The sequence below is a fragment of the Pontibacter sp. SGAir0037 genome (assembly GCF_005491705.1).
Classification (GTDB): Bacteria; Bacteroidota; Bacteroidia; order Cytophagales; family Hymenobacteraceae; genus Pontibacter.
Genome location: NZ_CP028092.1, coordinates 2,356,681 through 2,373,371, shown reverse-complemented (window position 1 = coordinate 2,373,371; position 16,691 = coordinate 2,356,681). Strand labels below are relative to the sequence as shown.

The following is a 16,691-nucleotide window of genomic DNA, read 5'->3' as shown; positions in this document are numbered from 1 at the left end:
CTGTCGTTATAATGAAAATACTTCATATAACTCCAAGTATGGATTTAAGTACGGGTGGGGTATGCCAGGCTGTAAGAACCATGATAAATGGCTTAAGGGAGGAACAAGTTTATAATGAAGTAATATGCTTAGATTCTCCTGATGCTCAACATCTGAACGACTGCCTATTTCCGGTTCATGCTTTAGGGCCAGGAAAAGGTCCTTGGCGGTATAGTTCGAAACTTACGAAATGGCTAGTAAAAGAATTGCCGTCATTTGATGTGGTTATTGTGCATGGCATGTGGCTTTATTATAGCCATGCGGCTATAAAAGCTATAAAAATACTTAGGAAGCGACAAAGCAGCAACAGTTGCAATATTCCTAAACTTTACCTGATGCCACATGGCATGTTGGATCCATACTTTCAACGTGCAAAAGAAAGGAAGTGGAAGGCTATTCGGAATACGGTTTATTGGAAGTTGGTTGAAAGAGCTGTTGTTAACGATGCCGATGGACTACTTTTTACATGTGAAGAAGAGTGTAGATTGGCTAAAGAACCCTTTTCACCATATAAACCAAAAAAAGAACTTATTGTTGGATTAGGTGTCGAGAATCCACCTGCTAAAAATTTTGTAATACAGGAAGCCTTCGAAACGAAGTTCCCCTTTTTAAAAGATGAACCTTATGTTCTTTTCCTTAGCCGTGTGCATGAAAAGAAAGGGGTAGATCTTCTTATCAAAGCTTATGCTCAGCTTAAGAGAAAATACCATCATGAGATGGTGTTAAGCTCAGGTTTAGAAGATTTCATGCCTCCCTTTCCTAAACTAGTTATTGCGGGTCCGGGCCTGGATACTACTTACGGAAAAGAGATGGAAAACCTGACATTAATTGAAGGGTTGAAGTCTGATATACTTTTTCCAGGTATGCTCACAGGAGCTGATAAATGGGGCGTTTTTTACAATTGTGAGGCCTTTATCCTGCCAAGTCATCAAGAAAACTTTGGTATTGCGGTTGTTGAGGCAATGGCTTGTGGTAAACCTGTTCTCATTTCTGATCAGGTAAATATATGGAGGGAAATTGTGGCTGGAGGAGGTGGTGCTGCAGAACCTGACACTCTAAAAGGAACCAGTAAATTATTAGCAGAATGGGTGAAGATGACTTTCGATGAAAAACACTGTATGGGTATGAAAGCCAGAGATTCATTCCAAAGAGATTTTTCTGTTAAGGCTGCTTCAAAACGTCTGCTTTCAATGCTCTTTAACAATACTTCAATATAATGTTATAAGATAATGGCTGTAATTAGTAAAGCAGAGGTAGGTCATAAACTGGTTTATCAGGATTTAAGCACTTTTGATGTTCCGGCTTCTTTCAGAGGTAAATCTAAACTATTAGTGCAGTTGTGGTGGATAGTGCAAGGTACTCTTTTTTCTATGTCGCCGCAGGTATTTTATGGTTGGCGAGTACTCCTGCTTAGGTTTTTTGGAGCACAGATTGGTAAAGGAGTTAAAATAAGATCTTCTGTTAAGATAACTTACCCATGGAACCTGGAGATTGGTAACCACTGCTGGGTAGGAGATGATACTTCTATTTATAATTTGGGAAATGTAAGAATAGGTAATCATGTAGCTATTGCGCATAAAGTGTATATAAACACTGGAGGCCATGCTTATGACAAAATAACCTTCGATATATTTAGTAAGCCTGTTTATATTGAGGATGAGTGCTGGATAACAAATGACGTTTATATAGCACCCGGAACTACAATTGGAAAAGGAACTATTGTTAGTGCGAGAAGCTCTGTGCTAAAGAATTTGCCAGCTGGTAAAATATGTGTTGGAACTCCGGCCGTACCAATTAAAGACAGGACTATTTCTGATAGATAAATAAGAAGTGCACCTTATTACTCAAAAGTAATTAATAAAATAATGGGAAAATATGTGGTTACAGGAGGTTCCGGTTTTATAGGAACTAATTTAGTGAGTAAGCTTATAAACGAGGGGCACGAGGTGCTCAACCTGGATATAGCAAGACCTCAGAACGAGCAACAGTTCCCTTATTGGCGCCAGGTGGATATCCTGGAATTTGAAAAGCTTAAGGTTCTAATTCTACTTTTTAATCCTGATGTAATTATACATCTAGCTGCTGTAACAGATCTGGATGGAACGACCTTAGATTATTACAGGGCCAATTTTGACGGCACAAAGCATATAATCGACATTGCAAATATGTTACCTTCCATTAAGAAAGTAGTTTATACTTCTTCAATGTATGTGTGCAAACCTGGTTATGTACCTCTAAATTATGACGACTATAAACCCCATACACTGTATGGTGAAAGTAAAGTTAAAGCAGAATTACTAGTTAAAGAGAGTGTAAATATTAATCATAACTGGGTACTTATCAGACCTACTTCTATATGGGGGCCTTGGTTTAATATTCCCTACATTGATTTTTTTAATGTAGTGTATCAAGGTAAATACTTTGACTTTGGTAATACCTGTACCAAAACTTATGGTTATGTGGATAATTCGATTTACCAAATACAAACGCTCATCGATGCAGAAAGCAGTTGTTGTAAAACATTTTACATCGGAGATTTTGAACCTATACAGATATCAGAATGGGCGAATGAAATCTCTATAGCCATGGGTAAAGGAAAAATAAAGAGAATTCCTTTTAGCGCCATACAACTGGCAGCTCTTACGGGAGATGTTTTAGCTAAATTGAAAATTAAATTTCCTATGACAAGTTTTAGGTTAAGTAATATGACTACTAATAATACTTTTCCACTACAGGATTTATTTCAAATATCAGGTCCTGTTCCTGTAAGTAGGCAGGAAGGAGTAAGAAGAACATTAAATTGGTTAGTCAATAATAAGTCATATAAAATTAGACCCGCGTCTGTTTCTTCCGAAGCAGTATCTAATACCTATCCGGTTAGTTTGACAGAGTAGCTACTTGCCTGTTATTTCGGTTTACATAATGTTTCTTCTTTGTTGATCAGAATGCAATACCAGTTTTTCTTATTCCCTAAACTACTGGACATTAGAATCTACAACCGTATAAGATATTAACTTGTACTACTAATGTAAAGAAGACGCTGGTCAGCAGACGAGATTTTAAAGACCTTTTAAAAGCAGAGAAGGGAATAATAACGGCTATTGTCCCCAAGCACGGCATTTACAGCACTTTATTTATGAAGTCAATCACATACTCTGAGATTGACTTCATAAATAAAGTGCTGTACCATTACAACAGAACTCTGAGGTTGAGCCTGATAACTAATTGCAGCAGCTAGTCCAAAGCTGGTTTATTCCGGCAGTATCTCTAAGTAAATCATCATCTATTTTGATTTTACGCACGTAGCTAGTGCGCATTAAAGTTACTGCATCGAATTTGTCTTCCCATTGTGGAAGTTGTTTTCCCTGCCAGATAAGAGCTTGAAAGCCTGCAGAAAGTTAAAGAGGTTTTAACAGGTTCACTAACTTCTACAACCAGAACAGACCTGAGTATGCCGCTTCCAAACCAGTTCCTGCTGCAACAGCAGACAAGCTAAAAGGATGAGGATTATATCGCTAAAGGAAGAATGTATTGTACTTCAAAAATGAATGAATAGCAGAATTTATATTTTTGAAAGAGGAGGGTTGGGTGCTATTTTTTAAGAACCTTTATAAAAAAATGTAGTGCTCCTCTCTCTAAAGATAAGAAGCACTACAGAATAGAAGTTACTATTGATTATTTTACGATGAAATCTTTCGATGAATTTGTTCTATAACTTTTGGCATAGTACTTAGAAGCATATTTAACCCGCTTATCTTTCACATCATTAAGAATAATAGAAATGTGTTCAATCTTATTTATATGAAGAAGTTCTCGTATTGTAGCCAGAGCAGATATTTTAGTGAATTTTTGGCGAACAACAACAAATATTTGATCTGCCAGTGCCATTAGTTCAAAAGCATCAGAAAAAGCAGCAACTGGAGGTGTGTCAATAATAATATAGTCAAAATGTTCTTTTAATACATCTACTAACGTCTGCATTCGTGGGTTAACCAACAATTCCGCTGGGTTATGCGGTGTTTTTCCTGCCCTGATAATATGCACATTGGTTTCATCTTTCTCTATTATATCATCTATCGATGCGAGTTGTGCTAAGTATTCACTAAGGCCTAACTTTTCAGATGGAGTTCCGTTGGTTTTGACACGTAAATCGGCATTAATCCAAACGACTTTCTTATCTGTAATTGCTAATATCTGAGAAAGATGATATGAGCTAAATGTTTTCCCCTCACCACTCATAGAGGAAGTAACAAGCAAAACCTGTTTAGGTTGTGGTAAGTATTGAAGATTTGCCCTGAATGACCTGAATGATTCCAGCACATTACTATCTATCATTCCCACTGAACGTTTGTTTTTATGAACAACTGAGCATATTATTGGCATCGGAAGCATTCTTTCTACATCATCTTTCGAACGAACTTTGTCACTTAGGAAATCTAGTACCAAAAGAATACTTACAGGCAAGATCGTGCCTAGCAGCAAAGCAATAGAATAATTTCGTAACGGGCTGGCTGAAACAACTCCTTCGTTTATCGGATGATTTATGATGCTGTAATCCGAAACAATCGTGGCGGCGTTGATCCCAGCTTCAATCCTTTTCTCCATAAATAACAGATATAAGTTTTCGTTCAACCTATGGTCCCGCTTTATATTCACTAACTCTCTTTCTGCTTTAGGAATACCTTGTAGAGAAGCCGAAAACATAGAGATTCTGCTATTCATGTCCTTCAGGCGGATGTTATTCTTGCCTTTAAGGCTTTTAACATTATAGGTAATGTTATCTTTAAGATCTTTTATTATTTTTTTCTTTTCTTGTAAGAGTGGATTTTTTGTGATTTTGTCATTGGCAAGCAGCTTAACTTCCAACTGAGCATCTACTAATTGGTTTAATAGCTTAGCAAGTACAGGATCCTGTCCATCTATTGGCGCCGGCATCATCAGTTGGTTTATTTCAGATTCACTCGATACAGATTGTATCAGGTAATCTAAATAGCGGTTGCTTAGCAGTAAGTCAGCCTTTTGTTTTTCTAACTCTTTTATGTTGGTGTATAGCTGATTCCCTTCTACATTAAGATCAACAGTTGCTTTTTCATTTTTAAACCTTTGTAACTGACCTTCGATCGCCTTTAATGAATCGGTGTTTTCTGACAGTTGCTCATCAATAAATTTTGCAGTACGTTCAGAATTAAGTCTTTTACTCTGGATACTTTGATCAATGATGTTTTTGACAAACGAATTTAAGAATTCTATCTCCTTATCCGGGTTTTCTCCCACCACTGAAATATTGATGATGGATGATTTTTCATCGAATGGAGAAATCTTGACCCGTCCCTGGTAGTCGCGAACTAGTTGGAGAGGGTTGTTGACTTTGAAGATGATATGATTATACTTAACAAGTTCGCTATAATCCTCAAGGTTTACAGTAAATATAAATCCGTCTATATTGGCTTGCTTATTAAAGGCTAATTGATGCCTTATTTCATCACCAATTTCAATAATATACCTCGTGCTGTCCAATGGTAAGCATTTCCATTCCTGCTCGTAGGGTAAGAATGTAGAATTGACATCAATTGATAATTTAATTGGAGAATTTTTATGTAGTTCTATTTTTTTAAGAGGATTACTGTAGTAATATGAAACAGCAAAATCAAGATCACTGATTGTGGAGGTGAGCAGGGGAAATGATTTTAATAAAACCGTCTCATCCGGAAGGTTAAGAGAGTTACTACTTCCGTGGTTAAAGATTAGGGCAGTTGGATCTGCTGAGACAATAGCCTGCTGTTTTTTTACTTGTAGTGTTGTCACGACATTATATCGTGGCAGAGAATATTTGTTATAAAAATAGGCACAGGTTATACATACAGTGACGAACAGTAGAATAATGTACCACTTAGATAATATGCGCTGAAACAACTGAGTTGGATCAAAGCTTTGATTAGTTGGAGGCTTTAAGTTCATTATAAAATTCTTGATAAGAGTAGAGAAAGCGATGTAATAATGCCAACAGTTGAGGTTAGGAAAAAGAGCTGGTTTTCCCTGGCGCCCCTAGCCCCCAATGGATCCACAATTATGACGTCTTCAGAGCGTAAGTGGTAATATTCGCTTGCAAGAAGATCTGCCTTTAAAACATCTATATTAATGATTTCTGTTTGTCCTTCTTTATTTTTCCTTACCAGTTTGATGTTAGAGCGATCCGCAAAGCGTGTAAGGTCGCCTGCTGAACCTAAAGCTTCGAATAATGTTATTTCTTCTCCAACTTTAGTAAAATGGCCGGGCTTGTTTACTTCACCTAGTATTGTAAACTCAAATGGGGTCCTTAACTCAATGCGCACTAAAGGGCTTTTCAGATACTCTTCTAAAAGAAGTCGTATTTTATCTTGTGCTTGCTTAATAGTAAGATTATTTACTTCCACTTGTCCTATTGCAGGTAATTCCACAAAACCCGCTCTGTCTATTGTAAAAATAGTAGCAGGATTTTGAGCATCCTCGGTACTTCTGCTGAATATGTTAAACTGACCTGGAGTCAGACTGAAAATATGAATAGAAACTACATCATCTGGTTTAAGTCTGTATTCCAAGCTGTTTGAAGCAAAGGATTTAGCATTAGTCTGTTTTACTTTACTAGCTTCCTGCAAATACAGTAGCTTTTTCCTGGGTACACATGAAAAAGCTGTAACCAAAACAAAAATGTAAATTATAAATCTAAGTGGTGTCTTTAGTTGCAGTAGGATTCTAGATTCGAAGGTTTTTTCTTTTAAAAGCATGTTTGATGCATTATCTTATGTATTGCAGTTTATTGTAGATAAATCTAAGTTTTGAGTTCGCTATATTATGTGATTGCGTATGTAGCTTTTAGTTGATGTTAGTATTTCATTAAAAAGTAAAGAAGGAGAAGGTAAAGGGTGAACTCTAATTATTAGAGATATGCTTACACTTTGCTCAACAATATTTGTAATATTTATTCTTCATTTATGATATTATAGGTTGAAATAGTAATCCTTAGTTTCAATTCTAATAATCATGCCAATATTCCTAATTAAATATATAATATAGGTCTATTTAGTCTCAACATTCAGCTAAAGGCGGTTAGTATGAGCAAAATATAACCAATGTTGTTTTATAATAGGAATTATTGAATCGAAATGGGAAAAATTTAGGTTTTATAAAGTGTCAAATTGGGATATCATGATTCAATTTGGCACCCTGTAACTTATTTTTACCTCTTTAAAACACATCTAATAAGATTAAATGTATTTTTGATATACCTTTTCTGCTTTATTATTTGCTGTTATACATATAGCATATCGTTGTTATAATTTTTGGCATAGTATTTCTTGTAAAGCTTATAAATACAATGGGTGGTCTTTCCGCTATTATGTTTTATGTTCCGATTTTGTCTTCTTGTTTTAAAGAGTATATAATCTGATAGCCACTACACATAAGTTTTACTGCCACAGATAATTTAAATATGCAAAGCTAAGTTACAATACTCACAATCGATTGTAAGAGCTAAGTTATCTCTGCTTGTTCATCTTCTATTAATTATTTGTGCACGATTTTATTAGGTTGCTTGATCTATAAGAAAAAAGGAAATGAAGAAAATTTTGATGATTGGTTATAATTTTCACCCAGAGCCAACAGGTATTGGTAAATATAGTGGTGAAATGATTAGTTGGCTCGCAAAAAATGGGTATGATTGTACCGTTCTTACTTCTTATCCTTATTATCCTTACTGGAAAGTACAGGAACCATATAGAAGCGACAGGTTCTGGTATAAGACAGAATATTATGATATTGATAAGGTTAAAGAAGGTGGTAAACTTAAGGTTATCAGATGTCCTCAGTATGTTCCTGCTAACCCTACGGGTTTAAAGAGAATGATACTTGACCTTACTTTCCTGTTAACTGCTGGATTAAAGTTACTGCAGTTTATTTTCACTCAAAAGTTTGATACAGTAATAGCTATAGCACCATCATTTCAGTTTGGTCTTTTAGGTGTTCTTTATAAGAAGCTGCGTAATGCCAAATTCTTTTACCATATACAGGACCTACAGATTGAGGCTGCTCGCGATTTAAGAATGATAAAATCAGAAAAGATTCTCAAAGGGTTGTTCTCCTTAGAGAAATATATTTTAAATCAAGCTGATTATATCAGCAGTATTTCGGAAGGAATGATTCAGCGAATCAGGCATAAAGCAAATAAGGATGTGCTTTTATTCCCAAACTGGGCTGATATAAACTTCTTCTATCCTGTACAGGATAAGTCAGCATTAAAAGTAGAGTTTGGTTTCAAACCTACAGATACCATTATTTTATACTCAGGTGCAATGGGAGAGAAGCAAGGGCTGGAGGCTATACTTTATGCAGCAAAAGAGCTGAGTACCATGGAAGGAGTAAAATTTCTAATATGCGGTTCCGGTCCTTATAAAGAGAAGTTACAGAGCTTATCTGGAAGCTTAAATCTTACAAATGTCATTTTTTACCCACTTCAGCCAATCGAAAAGTTTAACCAATTTCTAAACACGGCTGATATTCATTTAATTATTCAGAAAGCAAATGCAAGTGATTTGGTAATGCCTTCAAAGTTAACTAACGTACTCGCGGTTGGTGGATTAGCTTTAATAACAGCTAATCGTGGGTCTGGGCTTTACGAACTTGTTAATAAATATAAGATGGGCCTGTTAGTTGATGCAGAAAATCAAGCAGCTCTGACCGAGGGTATAAAACTTGCAATTTCTGATAACAATGAGAAGCACTGCCAAAATGCTCGTTTATATGCAGAGCGATATCTATCTAGAGAAATAATAATGACATCATTTGAAGATAGTGTAATAGGAAGAGAAGAACTTGCTGAAGCATATGCATTATGCTAAACAGTATCCTGGCTATTACTACTTATGTCAGATCTTATATTGGGTGAGAAATGCTTTTTAAGTTTATTTTTTACTAATTCATTTTCGGCCTTGCTTTCGTTATTTAACTCAGACGGAGAATGCGTTGTTTTTTGTATATCATGCATCACTTCTAAATGCAAGGCTTCATATGCATCAGATAATTCGCGTTCAGTAAAAGGAGAATGATGTGTTGTGGCCTTCGTTTTGTCGCCTCTTCTGAAAAGCCCTATAAGAGTGCTTAGTATTTTCATGGCCATAAAGATAAACGTGTTCTACAATAAAGCTTAAAGTATAAGTTCTCTAAAATAATAAAGAATTCTGAAGAATAGCACTTCCGTTTTTGTTTGTTTATCAGGCTCTTTAATATTACGGATTAACGCAATTTAAAATTTTAAGAATTATATGTTTCTTAAATATTTTAATGAATCATATCGATAGAGGAATACATTCCCATATTTTATTAACCCATTTTTAAAGAAATGGGTTTCTCAAATCCTTTTTGTTACCTAAAGAAATGTTTACAGGTTTCAGAAAAGAATAGTTCATTCTCTGATTACATTGTTCCTCTAACTTTCACCAACCTGTTATAATACTTCTGTTTCTATTATTTAAAAGAAGCAAAAAAGCCAAATGATTAAATAGTAAGTTGTTTTCTAGCATTGGGGTAAATAAATTATGAAGAAATCCATATTGTTGATTGGGTATAATTATTACCCGGAACCTACTGGGATAGGGAAGTACAGTGGAGAGCAGATTAATTGGTTGGCAAAGAAGGGGTATGATTGTACTGTTATAACTTCTTACCCATATTATCCCTATTGGAAAGTACAGGAGCCTTACTTGCGAGATAGGTACAGGTATAAAAAAGAAATGCAGTATTATAATTCCGGAGGGAAAGTTACCATACACAGGTGCCCAATGTTTGTTCCCGCAAAACCTTCTGGCTTAAAGAGGATGCTGTTAGACCTGTCTTTTATTATTGCTGCTTTTATTCAAATTCTTCCTCTATTGTTTAAGAAAAAGTTCGATTTTATAATTGCTGTAAGTCCATCTTTTCTGATTGGTTTATTAGGACTACTCTGTAAACAGTTTACTAAAGCGAAGATTTTATATCATGTTCATGATCTGCAGATTGAAGCTGCCAGAGATTTGGGTATGTTAAAAGCTCCAGGTTTAATCAATAAGTTGTTTAAGATAGAAAGATATATTATTAATAGTTGTGACTTCATTACTTGTGTTGGTGAAGGTATGGCTCAAAAGACAAGGGAAAAGACCCATAAGGAAGTATCACTTTTCTTAAATGCAACAGATCTCACTCAATTCTATCCAATTAAAGATCGGGCACGACTTAAAGAAAGTTTCGGATTTAATCCTACAGATAAAATCATACTTTATTCAGGAGCCATAGGGGAGAAGCAAGGAATAGAAAACATTCTGCATGCTGCAAATAAATTTGTTCAAACCAGCAACATGAAATTTGTTATTTGTGGTTCAGGGCCTTATAAAGAGAAGCTGCAGCTTTTAGCTGAAGATTTAAAGCTCAACAACGTTATATTCTTTCCTTTACAGCCTATCGAGAAGTTTAACCAATTTCTTAACATGGCTGACTTGCACTTAGTGGTTCAAAAAGCAAATGCAGGAGATTTGGTAATGCCTTCTAAATTAACAACTGTATTAGCTATTGGAGGCTTAGCTTTGGTCACAGCCAATAAAGGTTCTAGTATGTACTCTTTAATAAAGCAATATAATATGGGTGTACTAGTAGAGGCTGAAAATAGGCAACAGCTATTTGATGGTATAGAAGTGGCCATAAACAAAGATCTAAGCTATATGTCAAGGAATGCCCGCCTCTATTCCGAAAAATACCTTTCAATTGATAAAATTATGTCAAATTTCGAAGAATCCTATATGTTACCAGGGCCTTATGAAGCAAGACCTGTGTTTGAGAATGAAAACACAACGATTCCACTACCTGCTTAAAGCAGTAAATTATCTACTGAAAACATAAAGATATAATAGCGCTTTTATTCTAGCGCTACACAACAATAAAAGTAAACTTTAAGATGAAGAGGAATGCTAAAATTTATGTAGCAGGCCACTAAGGTATGGTTGGATCGGCTATCGTATGATATTTATCTAAAGCAGGGTTCGAAAATATAGTCTTAAAAACAAAGCAAAAACTGGATTTAAGAAACCAGCAGAGGGTTCGTTCTTTTTTAGAGATGTAAAGCCTGAGTACATTTTTCTGGCAGCTGCTAAAGTAGGAGGTATTATTTTAAACAACACCTGCAGAGCCGATTTTATTTACGATGATTTACTGATGGCCAGCAATTTGGTTTATGCCAGCTATACTAATAGCGTTCAGAAGCTAATGGTATATACCCAAAGCTGGGCAAGCAATCGATATAAGAACTCTCCATAATCTAAATTCTCCAAATACACATAACCTACTTTAGAGAATAGCTTATCTATAATACTCCCTATGTTTAGGTCCACTATTTTAATTGACGTATAACATTTAACTTAGTGAAACAATGAAAGGGAAAAGAAGGAAATTCAGCGCGGCCTTCAAGGCCAAGGTAGCCCTGGAGGCTTTGAAAGAGCGGGAGAGCCTGGCGGAGCTGTCCAAACGCTTCGAGGTGCACCCGAACATGATCAGCAAATGGAAGCAGGAGTTTGTGGAGAACTCTTCTCTTGTCTTTGAAAAGGAGAAGGGTCCTGCACAGGAGCCTGACACCGAGACGCTCTATGCCCGCATCGGCAGTCTGGAGTTGGAGAAAGAGTTCTTAAAAAAAGCTTAGGGAAGCTCGGACTCTAACAGAGCTGAGAAAGCTGGTGGAGCCGACAGGCGGGCTCAGCGTCCGCTGCCAGTGTGATTTGCTGGGCATCCACCGCAGCGGCGTCTACTACTCTCCGGCAAAGGAGAGCGAGGAGAACCTGGCTATCATGCGCCTGCTGGACGAGCGTTACCTGGACAAGCCCACGCACGGGGTCTTGCAGATGCAGGACTACCTGCGGGATGAAGGGTATCGGGTGAATCACAAGCGGGTCAGAAGGCTCCTGAGGCTCATGGGCCTGGAGGCCATCTACCCTAAGCGGAACCTGAGCCAGCTGGGCCAGGCAGAGTATATCCACCCTTACCTGCTGAGGAACCTAAAGGTAGCGGATCCAAACCAGGTCTGGGAGGTGGACATCACCTACATCCCGCTGGAGAAGGGGTTTATGTACCTGACGGCCGTCATCGATGTGTATAGCCGCTATGTGGTCGGCTGGGGGCTGTCCAACAGCCTGGAGGCCGAGGCAAGCCTATCGGTGCTGCGGGAGGCGATTGCCCGCCACGGCAAACCGCAGATAGTGAACTCCGACCAGGGCAGTCAGTTCACCTGCAAAGAGTGGGTGGGACACCTGAAGGAGGAAGGCATCCGCATCAGCATGGATGGCAAGGGCAGGGCGCTGGACAATATTTACATCGAGCGGCTGTGGCGGACGCTGAAGCGGGACTATGTTTACTTAAACCCGGCAAAGGATGGATGGGAGCTGTATCAGGGAGTGAAGGGCTTCTTCAGTTTCTACAACCATGAGAAGCATCACCAGGGAATCGGCAGGTGTATTCCGGTAGAGGTCTATAAACAACAGGCTGCGTGAGTTGGGGAGAGTATAAGTAGGGAATCAACTTAGAAACAGTAACTCGTGGTCCTACAAAGAGGGAGCACTATAATCTATACAAGAGCTAGCCTTTAATGTAGGTTTTTGTTTCAAAAATTTTCTTTAGAAAAACTTTCCTTGTTCGGCGATATAACGGGTCGGCTCTGTTATCAGTTACGCCTAAATTCTAATACTTGTATTCATCAAGGAAAAGCTGGAATACTAGTTACATTAACTTGAGTATTACTTGCCCTTACCTTACAACAGCTGAAATGATAACTGAAGGACTGTTCATGCTATTTTTTAACATATCTCACCAACAGCTGTAACCTTTTCGGATATTGAAGTTTCCTATAGGGAGTAGCAACTATAAGCTGGCAATAGATTGGATTCATTTACGGACAATGCTTTGATGCTCAAGGTGAAATCCGGGGACCTTGACAAGCTAGGCCACCTCTTTAAGAGGTATGGCAGAAGCCTGTATGGCTTTTACTTCAGGTTTACCCGGGATCCGGAGCTGAGCGAAGACCTGGTGCAGGATGTGTTTGAGCGGGTGCTGAAGTATCGGCATACCTATCGGGGCGACGGGAAATTTATTACCTGGCTCTACCACCTTGCCCGAAATGTGCTTGTCGATTACCACAAGAGGGCAGCTCGGCTGGGCATCCGGGAAGATATTGGCAAAAAGGAAGAAGCACTGCCCGATACTGCTGCGTTAGGGGAGGCTACTGAGAAGGAAGCAGACCTGAAGCTGATGGAGCTGGCGCTGGACCATCTAAGTGAAGAGAAGAAGGAGCTCCTGTTGCTCACCAAGTTTCAGGGGCTCAAATACAAGGATATAGCTACCATATATAACTGCTCGGAAGCCAATGTAAAAGTTAAGGTTTTTAGAGCAGTGCAGGACTTACGGGAAGCATTTAGAAAGATACAGGCAAAGGGAATAAGCATATGAGCGAAGAGAAATATCAGGTAATGATACTGGAGTACCTGGAGGGAAACCTGACAGCGGAGCAGGTAACAACGTTTGAAGCTTTATTGGCCGATGGTAAAATACAAGCCAGCGAGGTAGAGGCAATGCGGGAAACATTATACCGTTTTTCATCACTACCTGAACCCGAACCCGGTGCTGGGCTTGAGCACAAGTTCTATCGTATGCTCTCGACTGAAATAGAGCGAACGGAGCTTGCTAAACCTCAGCTCACCTGGAGCATGCTCTGGAATAGCCTGGCAGAGATGCTTAGCCCGGTTAAGCTGGCTTATACGCTGCTTATGTTTGGGTTCGGTTTTTTTGCTGCCTGGCTGACTTTTTCTCCTGCACAGCAACCAGCACAACACCCGGACACCCAGATGCTGGCTATGGAGCTAAAGCAGGTAAAGGAAATGCTTTTCACTACTTTAATTGAACAACCAGCCGCAGTAGACAGACTGAAAGCTGTTAATATTTCCTACGAAATAGCTGACGCTGATGAGAAGGTAATTCAGGCCCTCTTCAACTCCCTGAACCACGACTCAAATGTGAATGTGCGGCTGGCTGCCGTCGAAGCTTTAAAATTACATGCTGCGAACCCTACCGTACGAGCACAACTGATCCAGTCGATTAACAAGCAGGACTCCCCGATGGTACAGATCGCATTGGCCGACCTGATGCAGGCGCTACAGGAGAAGAATGCGGTGCCCCAACTACGGCAGTTGCTGGATGATGAGAACACAAATGAATTTGTGAAAGATAAAATCAAAGAGAGTATAAACGTCTTAATCTGAAAGAAATGAGCATTGTAAAACAAATTATCTGGCTGATTATATTTCTTCTGAACGGAATAGGATTAATGGCTCAGCAACACACTGAGAAAATTGTAAGAGAATTTACTTTTAACCGAAAATCACCAGAAAATGTGCTTCGCATCGAAAATATAGATGGCTTTGTGCACGTGGTAACGCATAACAGCAACAAGGTAGTACTGGAAGTAGAGCGGGTAATTAAACCCATAAATCCGAACGGACTTCGGAAAGCACAGGAAGAACTGAAGCTGGAATTCGAGGTAAGCGGTGACAGTATCATCAGTTACCTGAAAGCTCCCTTTATCCATGCTAAAAGAAATAACCCAGGTAAGGGCAGAAATTTAAACATTGATCGGGAGCCGGATTATAGGTTTACACATAACTTTACAGTTAAAGTGCCTCAGAATACCAATGTTTCTGTGGAAACCATTAACAACGGCGACATTAGCATACAGAATTTAAATGCTAACTCCATCGTTGCCCGAATTATAAACGGACCTATTACCTTGGAAAATGTTTCCGGTGATCTGGATGCCAAAACGATCAATGGAAAACTCACGGTCACTTACCAGGAAAACCCAAAGTGGGAGGCAAACCTGGAAACCCTGAACGGAGATATTGAACTGTTCTATCAGAAGGCGCTGTCCGCCACGATCAACTTCAGTTCTTTTAATGGAGATTTATATACTGATCTGGCCGACCTGCAAAAGCTCTCCCCGAAGATAGAGAAAACAAACTCTTCCGACGGCGCCAAAACAACCTTTAAGGTCGATAAAGCAACTTCATTTAGAACAGGAGGAGGCACGGCTCAGTTGAATTTAAAAACCTTTAATGGGAAAGTGATTGTAAAATCTGGAAGCTAGACTTTTGCTAAGTCCGGATTTACAATTGAAAAATGTGCTTGCTCAAATTCTCTTTTCCGAATCGTAATCTGAATATAACACCTGGATCTGCTTTTAAAGATCACTAATTAAAATCAACTATTAACAAATGGCGACAATGCCTGCTGATTTTGAATATCTATATGAAACGTAACATCCTTATATTACTAATACTACTATGGTGTGCCAAGGCTTTTGCACAGGACAATGCAGTAGAAGAGATCGTAGTGCCTCTTACCAAACCTAACGAAAGCGGGACTTTAGATGCAGGCCTTATCTTTGGTTCTATTAAAGTTACTGGCACAAAAGGCAAAGAAGTTGTGGTCAGGGCAAGCCAGGGAGCTGCCAGAACCCGATCCAGGGCAAATAGCGGACAGGCAAATACACAGGCTGGTTTAAGAAAAATAACAGACTCAAGTTTAAATCTGACTGTAACGGAGCAAAACAATGCAGTTAAAGTCTCTACCGATGCAGTTACTAAACCTATCGACCTGGAGATACTGGTACCACAGAATTTTAACCTTAAAATATCAACAGTAAACAATGGCGACTTAACAGTAAGTAATGTAAACGGCAACCTGGAACTGGACAATGTAAATGGCAACATAATACTTGAAAATGTATCGGGTAATGCCGTTGCAAATACAACCAATGGGAAAGTACAGGCAAACTTCCTGCGTTGGGACAGTCAGAAGCCCATGGCGTTCTCTACTTTAAATGGGAATGTAGATATTACGGTGCCTGCCAACGCCAAATTTGATGTTAAGCTTAGCTCCGACAGAGGCGAAATTTTTACAGACTTTGATATTGCTGCACAAAAAGCATCGGCTAAAGCAGGTGGAAGGACCGATAGCGGAATTTATAAAGTTACTTTGGCTGAATTTATTACCGGCAAGGTAAATGGCGGTGGTTCCGAAATCATGATCAAGAACATGAACGGTAATATCTATCTTAGAAAGGGAAAGTAAGTATAATGTAAAAGAGAAGAGCCGCCCCTACAGGGGCGGCTCTTCTCTTTTACATTATACTATATTACTTCTCATTTCCCAGGTTCTCGTTGCTTTTCTGGCCTTTCAGTGTGCTGGCGTTTGGCTGATTGTTTCTGAACTCCTTATCAGTTGAGTCTGCCCCGCGGGTCGTTGTAGCTGAAACTTCCTGTGTATCTTTATCAGGGCTGGCTTTACCTGCTTTGGCGCCACCGCTGGTTCCCTCACTGCTTGGTTTATTTACGCCGCGTGTGTTGTCAGCCCCACCCGGTACTGGTCCTTCGTGTGAGCCGGATAGTTGCCCGCTTACACCCGAGTTAGCACTAGGGTTGCCTTGAGTTTTTAATTCATTGTCTATGTTTCTTTTATTATCTGACATTTTATCCTCCTTCACTTTTGTAAAACTTGAATTCATTTGCGCCGGAATTCGCCGCATAAAGAGTGTACGAGGGAAAGTGGAAATGAGG

Annotated in this window: 15 protein-coding genes and 1 pseudogene; 12 read left to right on the top strand and 4 right to left on the bottom strand. The window is 38.9% G+C overall.

The window, feature by feature from the left end:
* The first annotated feature begins 11 nt into the window (after positions 1-11).
* The 3 genes from C1N53_RS09620 to C1N53_RS09610 are packed head-to-tail and all read left to right on the top strand — an operon-like array spanning position 12 to position 2,933.
* A complete protein-coding gene (locus C1N53_RS09620) occupies positions 12-1,256 on the top strand; it encodes a glycosyltransferase (protein WP_137759100.1) in 1,245 nt (414 codons plus the stop codon).
* 12 nt (positions 1,257-1,268) lie between these two features.
* Positions 1,269-1,862 (top strand): WcaF family extracellular polysaccharide biosynthesis acetyltransferase, encoded by a 594-nt coding sequence (locus C1N53_RS09615; RefSeq protein WP_137759099.1) that lies wholly within the window; start codon positions 1,269-1,271, stop codon positions 1,860-1,862.
* A gap of 42 nt (positions 1,863-1,904) precedes the next feature.
* Positions 1,905-2,933, top strand: a complete 1,029-nt coding sequence (locus tag C1N53_RS09610) for an NAD(P)-dependent oxidoreductase (protein WP_137759098.1) — start codon at positions 1,905-1,907, stop codon at positions 2,931-2,933.
* A gap of 781 nt (positions 2,934-3,714) precedes the next feature.
* On the opposite strand, the gene C1N53_RS09605 is transcribed toward C1N53_RS09610, so the two are convergent.
* Together C1N53_RS09605 and C1N53_RS09600 are read right to left on the bottom strand one after the other, a co-directional pair.
* The gene (locus C1N53_RS09605) at positions 3,715-5,844 is read right to left on the bottom strand and encodes a tyrosine-protein kinase family protein (RefSeq protein WP_168194001.1); all 2,130 of its coding nucleotides are present in this window, start codon (positions 5,842-5,844) and stop codon (positions 3,715-3,717) included.
* A gap of 152 nt (positions 5,845-5,996) precedes the next feature.
* Complete coding sequence (locus tag C1N53_RS09600; protein WP_137759096.1) at positions 5,997-6,803, bottom strand: polysaccharide biosynthesis/export family protein; 807 nt, start codon at positions 6,801-6,803, stop codon at positions 5,997-5,999.
* Between the two features lie 828 nt (positions 6,804-7,631).
* On the opposite strand from C1N53_RS09600, the gene C1N53_RS09595 reads away from it, so the two are divergent.
* A complete protein-coding gene (locus tag C1N53_RS09595; protein WP_168194000.1) occupies positions 7,632-8,912 on the top strand; it encodes a WcaI family glycosyltransferase in 1,281 nt (426 codons plus the stop codon).
* Here C1N53_RS09595 and C1N53_RS09590 read toward each other — a convergent pair.
* Positions 8,909-9,184 (bottom strand): hypothetical protein, encoded by a 276-nt coding sequence (locus tag C1N53_RS09590; RefSeq protein ID WP_137759095.1) that lies wholly within the window; start codon positions 9,182-9,184, stop codon positions 8,909-8,911. The two genes, C1N53_RS09595 and C1N53_RS09590, sit on opposite strands and share 4 nt — an antisense overlap.
* Before the next feature lie 424 nt (positions 9,185-9,608).
* Here C1N53_RS09590 and C1N53_RS09585 point away from each other — a divergent pair, with 424 nt between their 5' ends.
* From C1N53_RS09585 to C1N53_RS09550, 8 genes and pseudogenes are all read left to right on the top strand, one after another.
* A complete protein-coding gene (locus tag C1N53_RS09585; RefSeq protein WP_137759094.1) occupies positions 9,609-10,913 on the top strand; it encodes a WcaI family glycosyltransferase in 1,305 nt (434 codons plus the stop codon).
* A 235-nt stretch (positions 10,914-11,148) separates the two neighbouring features.
* Positions 11,149-11,355, top strand: a pseudogene (locus C1N53_RS22995) (NAD-dependent epimerase/dehydratase family protein); the annotation flags it as partial.
* Positions 11,356-11,467: 112 nt separating this feature from the next.
* Positions 11,468-11,734, top strand: a complete 267-nt coding sequence (locus tag C1N53_RS09575) for a transposase (protein ID WP_137759093.1) — start codon at positions 11,468-11,470, stop codon at positions 11,732-11,734.
* Positions 11,735-11,768: 34 nt separating this feature from the next.
* Positions 11,769-12,578: an IS3 family transposase gene (locus C1N53_RS09570; protein WP_168193999.1), complete on the top strand. Its 810-nt coding sequence runs from the start codon at positions 11,769-11,771 to the stop codon at positions 12,576-12,578.
* A gap of 385 nt (positions 12,579-12,963) precedes the next feature.
* The gene (locus C1N53_RS09565) at positions 12,964-13,530 is read left to right on the top strand and encodes an RNA polymerase sigma factor (RefSeq protein ID WP_137759091.1); all 567 of its coding nucleotides are present in this window, start codon (positions 12,964-12,966) and stop codon (positions 13,528-13,530) included.
* Positions 13,527-14,339 (top strand): HEAT repeat domain-containing protein, encoded by an 813-nt coding sequence (locus tag C1N53_RS09560; RefSeq protein ID WP_137759090.1) that lies wholly within the window; start codon positions 13,527-13,529, stop codon positions 14,337-14,339. The genes C1N53_RS09565 and C1N53_RS09560 overlap by 4 nt, the downstream gene beginning before the upstream one ends.
* Before the next feature lie 5 nt (positions 14,340-14,344).
* Positions 14,345-15,220, top strand: a complete 876-nt coding sequence (locus C1N53_RS09555; RefSeq protein ID WP_137759089.1) for a DUF4097 family beta strand repeat-containing protein — start codon at positions 14,345-14,347, stop codon at positions 15,218-15,220.
* A 161-nt stretch (positions 15,221-15,381) separates the two neighbouring features.
* A complete protein-coding gene (locus C1N53_RS09550; protein ID WP_137759088.1) occupies positions 15,382-16,206 on the top strand; it encodes a DUF4097 family beta strand repeat-containing protein in 825 nt (274 codons plus the stop codon).
* 64 nt (positions 16,207-16,270) lie between these two features.
* Here C1N53_RS09550 and C1N53_RS09545 read toward each other — a convergent pair whose 3' ends face one another.
* Positions 16,271-16,639: a hypothetical protein gene (locus C1N53_RS09545; protein WP_240773445.1), complete on the bottom strand. Its 369-nt coding sequence runs from the start codon at positions 16,637-16,639 to the stop codon at positions 16,271-16,273.
* Positions 16,640-16,691: the final 52 nt, after the last annotated feature.

What these genes read in the sequence shown, in the direction of transcription:
- C1N53_RS09620 (WP_137759100.1), top strand. Translation starts at nt 12, where the DNA reads ATGAAAATACTTCATATAACTCCAAGTATGGATTTAAGTACGGGTGGG.
- C1N53_RS09615 (WP_137759099.1), top strand. Translation starts at nt 1,269, where the DNA reads ATGGCTGTAATTAGTAAAGCAGAGGTAGGTCATAAACTGGTTTATCAG.
- C1N53_RS09610 (WP_137759098.1), top strand. Translation starts at nt 1,905, where the DNA reads ATGGGAAAATATGTGGTTACAGGAGGTTCCGGTTTTATAGGAACTAAT.
- C1N53_RS09600 (WP_137759096.1), bottom strand. Translation starts at nt 6,803, where the DNA reads ATGCTTTTAAAAGAAAAAACCTTCGAATCTAGAATCCTACTGCAACTA.
- C1N53_RS09595 (WP_168194000.1), top strand. Translation starts at nt 7,632, where the DNA reads ATGAAGAAAATTTTGATGATTGGTTATAATTTTCACCCAGAGCCAACA.
- C1N53_RS09590 (WP_137759095.1), bottom strand. Translation starts at nt 9,184, where the DNA reads ATGAAAATACTAAGCACTCTTATAGGGCTTTTCAGAAGAGGCGACAAA.
- C1N53_RS09585 (WP_137759094.1), top strand. Translation starts at nt 9,609, where the DNA reads ATGAAGAAATCCATATTGTTGATTGGGTATAATTATTACCCGGAACCT.
- C1N53_RS09575 (WP_137759093.1), top strand. Translation starts at nt 11,468, where the DNA reads ATGAAAGGGAAAAGAAGGAAATTCAGCGCGGCCTTCAAGGCCAAGGTA.
- C1N53_RS09560 (WP_137759090.1), top strand. Translation starts at nt 13,527, where the DNA reads ATGAGCGAAGAGAAATATCAGGTAATGATACTGGAGTACCTGGAGGGA.
- C1N53_RS09555 (WP_137759089.1), top strand. Translation starts at nt 14,345, where the DNA reads ATGAGCATTGTAAAACAAATTATCTGGCTGATTATATTTCTTCTGAAC.
- C1N53_RS09550 (WP_137759088.1), top strand. Translation starts at nt 15,382, where the DNA reads ATGAAACGTAACATCCTTATATTACTAATACTACTATGGTGTGCCAAG.
- C1N53_RS09545 (WP_240773445.1), bottom strand. Translation starts at nt 16,639, where the DNA reads ATGAATTCAAGTTTTACAAAAGTGAAGGAGGATAAAATGTCAGATAAT.